The 4611-nt window shown below is 50.1% G+C and carries 6 protein-coding genes and 8 tRNA genes; 2 read left to right on the top strand and 12 right to left on the bottom strand.

From position 1 onward, the window contains the following. Window positions 1–214: 214 nt before the first annotated feature. The 4 genes from RCO25_RS34325 to RCO25_RS34310 all read right to left on the bottom strand — a co-directional run bounded on the left by RCO25_RS34325 (window position 215) and on the right by RCO25_RS34310 (window position 2671). Window positions 215–1465, bottom strand: a complete 1251-nt coding sequence (locus RCO25_RS34325) for a phosphodiester glycosidase family protein (protein ID WP_309000523.1) — start codon at window positions 1463–1465, stop codon at window positions 215–217. Window positions 1466–1528: 63 nt separating this feature from the next. Continuing rightward, the gene (locus RCO25_RS34320) at window positions 1529–2170 is read right to left on the bottom strand and encodes an outer membrane protein assembly factor BamB family protein (RefSeq protein ID WP_309000522.1); all 642 of its coding nucleotides are present in this window, start codon (window positions 2168–2170) and stop codon (window positions 1529–1531) included. Between the two features lie 18 nt (window positions 2171–2188). Next, the gene (locus tag RCO25_RS34315) at window positions 2189–2368 is read right to left on the bottom strand and encodes a hypothetical protein (protein ID WP_309000521.1); all 180 of its coding nucleotides are present in this window, start codon (window positions 2366–2368) and stop codon (window positions 2189–2191) included. Window positions 2369–2443: 75 nt separating this feature from the next. After that, a complete protein-coding gene (locus RCO25_RS34310) occupies window positions 2444–2671 on the bottom strand; it encodes a hypothetical protein (protein WP_309000520.1) in 228 nt (75 codons plus the stop codon). A 367-nt stretch (window positions 2672–3038) separates the two neighbouring features. Here RCO25_RS34310 and RCO25_RS35070 point away from each other — a divergent pair, with 367 nt between their 5' ends. After that, a complete protein-coding gene (locus RCO25_RS35070; RefSeq protein WP_374992220.1) occupies window positions 3039–3341 on the top strand; it encodes a GNAT family N-acetyltransferase in 303 nt (100 codons plus the stop codon). Next, entirely contained in the window at window positions 3281–3532 is a 252-nt protein-coding gene (locus RCO25_RS34305; protein ID WP_309000519.1) for a GNAT family N-acetyltransferase, read from the top strand. The genes RCO25_RS35070 and RCO25_RS34305 overlap by 61 nt, the downstream gene beginning before the upstream one ends. Window positions 3533–3581: 49 nt before the next feature. Here RCO25_RS34305 and RCO25_RS34300 read toward each other — a convergent pair. From RCO25_RS34300 to RCO25_RS34265, 8 genes are all read right to left on the bottom strand, one after another. Beyond that, window positions 3582–3664 (bottom strand) — tRNA-Leu (locus RCO25_RS34300). Window positions 3665–3762: 98 nt separating this feature from the next. Beyond that, window positions 3763–3845, bottom strand: a tRNA-Leu gene (locus RCO25_RS34295). A gap of 17 nt (window positions 3846–3862) precedes the next feature. Then, window positions 3863–3938 (bottom strand) — tRNA-Lys (locus tag RCO25_RS34290). A 10-nt stretch (window positions 3939–3948) separates the two neighbouring features. Then, window positions 3949–4023: transfer RNA gene (locus RCO25_RS34285), tRNA-Gln, on the bottom strand. A 9-nt stretch (window positions 4024–4032) separates the two neighbouring features. Next, a tRNA-Val gene (locus RCO25_RS34280) sits at window positions 4033–4108 on the bottom strand. 33 nt (window positions 4109–4141) lie between these two features. Then, window positions 4142–4216: transfer RNA gene (locus RCO25_RS34275), tRNA-Glu, on the bottom strand. A gap of 40 nt (window positions 4217–4256) precedes the next feature. Continuing rightward, window positions 4257–4332 (bottom strand) — tRNA-Thr (locus RCO25_RS34270). 4 nt (window positions 4333–4336) lie between these two features. Continuing rightward, window positions 4337–4412, bottom strand: a tRNA-Asn gene (locus RCO25_RS34265). Window positions 4413–4611: the final 199 nt, after the last annotated feature.

Below are 4611 nucleotides of genomic sequence, written 5' to 3'. Positions count from 1 at the left end.
TGCTATGTATTCACAGCACAACGGTTTTTCAGAGGCCTCCTGGTAAGGGCGGCCTCCATTTTAGCAAGTGACATTTTCATCGAACAGTTAAAGTGACATTTTCACAGACGATTGACATGGCTAACTTCTTTTCCGTGCAGCTTACTTTGTTTTATAGGCAAGAAAAAGACCGTCCTATCTAAAGGACGGTCTTCCCATTTATATTTAACCGCATTTACCACTTTAGCTTCGTCCCAAATACGAGCCCGTTACTAATAAGTCTGCCTGGCTTGGTTATGAGTTTTCCTTGTGCGTACATGCCGGACGATGCGCCTCCATCCAAATTCATCGCTTGCACCGCTCCGAGCTGGACCATGATCTGGCCCCATTGTTTAATCGTTGCTTTGGGGACGGTTGCGATAAGGATGGTACCATCTTTTTTTACAAGAATGCCGCTTCTGGAAGCTGCGTCGGTTAATATTTTCGAGCTGCTGAAGCCTTCCAACACCGGGTTGATCGCTAACTTCCCGTCCTTCACCAGCCTTGGACCGGCACCAATTGCCGTATGCACGCGTGACCACGCAACTGGTGCTTTCGTTAGATTGGTCATCTCCATTTTGTAGTCGACCTTGGTTCCAAGCTGAAAGCACGAAGCCAGCTTCTCCTCCGAGCCCGTGTAGACGAGAACGTATCCGTCCGTTGGAATGCTCGCATTCTCTTTCTTGCTTATTTTCGTCACGATTCCTTTGCGGACGGTTACTGCTGTTCCTAACGCAAAACCAACCTTTGCTCCCCGCTTAGGCGTAAACATGATCGCGGAGGATGCGCCTGCCGCCGGCGTACGGTTCATGAAATACGCATACCAATTGTTGGGTGAAGTGAAGGAGCCGTTTGTTCCGCCTAAAATTTTAACGCGAAGCGTGTCCATCACTATCGTACCGTCCCACGTAAAACCGATCGCAGTTCCTGTATTACCGATATGCTCGACGCTGCCGTCTGCTATTACCGTGCCGTACGGCTCAGGAATGCCTCCATATGCCTCGAAATAGGTACCGTTAATGGCTGCATCAGCTTGATAGGCTTTGGCAATCGACAGCAGTGATTGAACGACGCCCACTTTACGGCTCGCCAGCCCAGCTGTAAGAGGCATCCCCTTCGGTATTGTAACGGTCTGGACCTTATAAGACTGACCCGCTGCAGTAATCTGCTTTGATTCATGCTTTACCTTTAGATTAGACGCTGAAGCCGTAACTTGAACAGGAAGCACTAGCTGTCCTTTATAGCCGCTGGCAATGACCTCTACATACATGTTTGCTTTTCCCGCGGCAACCGGGGTTACGACGCTGTTGCCATTGATGCGGACGACCGCCGTATTGTCGGAGCGGTAGCTGACGGCGACGGGATCGGACAGCTTCAGCTTGTCCGTGAGCAGGAGCCTTGCATCCAGCGGCAGCTTAAGCGAAGCCGCTGCATAGGTAATCGCCACGGGGCGGATTGGCCCCGCTGCGATAAGCTTGTTGGCGGACGCATAGACGATCCGTCCGCTGCCTTACGGCGCCACGCCGCTCGAGGGAACCGCGGCGTGTCCGCCGTAGGTGTACAAGATCGACCCGGTAGCGCCGTCGATCGCGTACACAGCGCCGGAACGGCCGCCGGCCAGCACGATGCCGGCGGCAAAGTCCGGCGCCAGCGCCGCGGGGCCGAATCCGGCCGCCCCGCGGGCGCTGATGCGCCATAGTTCCGCCCCGTCTGCGAGGCGGAACGCAGCAATGCCGTTGCCGCTCAGCTCGGCGGCAACGACAGCCCCTGCATCCCCGGGCATTGGCACCGGGGACGTCCAGCCCCCTGCGGGCGCCGCCGCGAGCTCGCGCGTGAAACGGACTTTGCCGTCCTCTTCATAAGCGGCAACCGCCTTGCCCGCAAGCAGCAAAACGCCTCCGCTTACGCTGTCTGCGATCAGCCTCGCTCCCTGCAGCGTCTGCTCAAGCGACGCCTCCCATGCGACTGCATTGCCTCGCACAGCGTACAGCACGCCATTACTGCCAAGGGCATATACGCCGCTCTTACCTGCAGTGAGCTCCTTCACACTGACGCCAACTGGCAGCAACGCGATCTGTTTCTCCCCCGAGCTGCTAAGCGACAAAATCGCATGCTGATAAGCAAAATACGGGTTGCCCTCCCCATCCGTCACGATACCGGAAGACTGCAGCTACTCCTTCTTGTTTTTAAAATAAAAGATCCCACTCTGTCCGCCGTTGCCATCATGATCGTATTTAAACAACCTGGCACCCGTGCCTGCGGCATAAATCTGGCCCTTCGCATTGACAGCTGGAGCGGACAAGCCGTTATAGGTGTTGATTCTCTTCACTTCTTTACCGTTCTCATCCAAGATGGATATCCATCCGTTCGACGTTACAGCGAACACTTTGCCTTTTGGCAATGCAAGAGGCGGATAAAGCGCCCCTTATGCCGTAAAACGCCAATACTCAATTTCAGCTTTGCTTTGCAATGAGCTCTTAAGCACTATTGTTTCAACTTTTGCAGCGCTAGACGATTCAGCCGCTAATGCAACATGATTCACAAATCCTCCAAAAGAATAAAATCCAGCGTTTCCTATATAACTAATACCTATAGTTACAAGCAGCAGCACAGCTAAACCACGAATTCTCCCGTTCCCTGTTTTTTGAATCATCGTTCCGATCCCCTTCATTTATATAGATTCCAATTAGTCCCAAACAACTATATCGACGGGAATATTATAAAAATGAAGAGACCCCTTGGCGTATTCATTGCCTCCCTTAGCTATTACTTAATTAAGGTAAATCCAGAATTTGTTTGCTTACGCGTACAGAGGCCATTAACAGCCAAAACATTATACGTCTTAAAAATTCATAAAGCTTACTATTAATTCCCATAACAATTAACTTCCTTTATACTTAACATCACTTATTTACGAATGAATTGTGTGTTCCGTTATACACTGGGCAGGCAGCTCGGCGCTCTCTGGCAGCAAGAGCAATAAGTTGTGAAAGTAGAAGGGGGATTTGCTATTGCAAACCATGAGATGCAGGTTGGATTATTTACAGAAAAGTGACTATGAACATGTAAAAAAGCTGTACACCAATGAGGACGTCAGAAAATATCTCGGAGGCATTATCCCGGAGACCCTTACCTTGAATAAATTCTTGGAGACATTAGATCGTGCCAACGCTAATCATTCCTTTTATTGGGTAGTCACACTTAAAGAAGATGAACAGTTCATTGGGCTCGTGTCGTTGGAAAATCATAGGATGGTTTGCATATGGAGGTGTCATACGAGTTTTTACCCTATAGCTGGGGTAAGGGCTATGCTGAAGAAGTAATTAGGTGGCTTTTACAGTTTGCATTTAAAGAGCTCAAGCAATCTAAAATCATAGCCGAGACACAAACCGCTAACGTTACATCCTGCAGGCTTCTGGAAAAGGCAGGGATGAAGGCAGAGCAAACCTTATCTCGATACGGCGCTGAACAAATGATCTATAGCATATCGAGCTACTCGTTATACCATAATTAGGTTTGTAGACAGCAAAAAACCCTTGTTCGCCAAGGGTTTTCTCATGGTATGGTGCGCGTAGAGGGACTTGAACCCCCACGGTCGCCCGCTAGATCCTAAGTCTAGTGCGTCTGCCAATTCCGCCATACGCGCTTATGTGATTCCAATGAAGCTAAACCATGTTTTGTAGGACTTCCACCTACATTACTCTGTTGACATACAGAGTGTTTCCCGATTAAGGGTTTTAAAGATGGTGCGCGTAGAGGGACTTGAACCCCCACGGTCGCCCGCCAGATCCTAAGTCTGGTGCGTCTGCCAATTCCGCCATACGCGCATGTGAGATTAAAAAAATGGTGAGTCATGTAGGATTCGAACCTACGACACCCTGATTAAAAGTCAGGTGCTCTACCAACTGAGCTAATGACTCATAGTATAAGTGGCTGGGGATTCAGGGATCGAACCTGAGAATGACGGAGTCAAAGTCCGTTGCCTTACCGCTTGGCTAATCCCCAGCAGCGATATGGTGGACGCTGACGGGATCGAACCGCCGACCCTCTGCTTGTAAGGCAGATGCTCTCCCAGCTGAGCTAAGCGTCCAAGTGTAAAGGCGCATTTTGTGAAAAAGGTAATTGGTGACCCGTAGGGGACTCGAACCCCTGTTACCTCCGTGAAAGGGAGGTGTCTTAACCACTTGACCAACGGGCCATGCTAAAATTAAAGCTTGTCATTGCAGTTGAAAGTATTCTGGAGCTCTCAACCGGGATCGAACCGGTGACCTCATCCTTACCATGGATGCACTCTACCTACTGAGCTATGAGAGCATGATGGCTCCCCGAACAGGACTCGAACCTGTGACAACTCGATTAACAGTCGAGTGCTCTACCAACTGAGCTATCAGGGAACATTGCATATTTGCGTTGAAATGTCTCCAAGAGCTTCAACTGCAAAAGAGGCACGGTTGAACAACAAGGCATTGCGCCTTGAAAACTGGATACGAAAGTTAGGTTTGCTGAAACCTTTTTAGCTGCTGTCTGCCGGATGTATGGGTCCGGGGCAAACTTAAGCGTATGCTTACGATGTAAGTTTGCTTCTCAAACGTG

The organism is Paenibacillus sp. LHD-38, assembly GCF_031157315.1.
In the GTDB taxonomy this organism is placed as follows: domain Bacteria; phylum Bacillota; class Bacilli; order Paenibacillales; family Paenibacillaceae; genus Pristimantibacillus.
The sequence above is the reverse complement of the archived record's forward strand: the minus strand, read 5'-3'. Positions and strand labels throughout refer to the sequence as shown.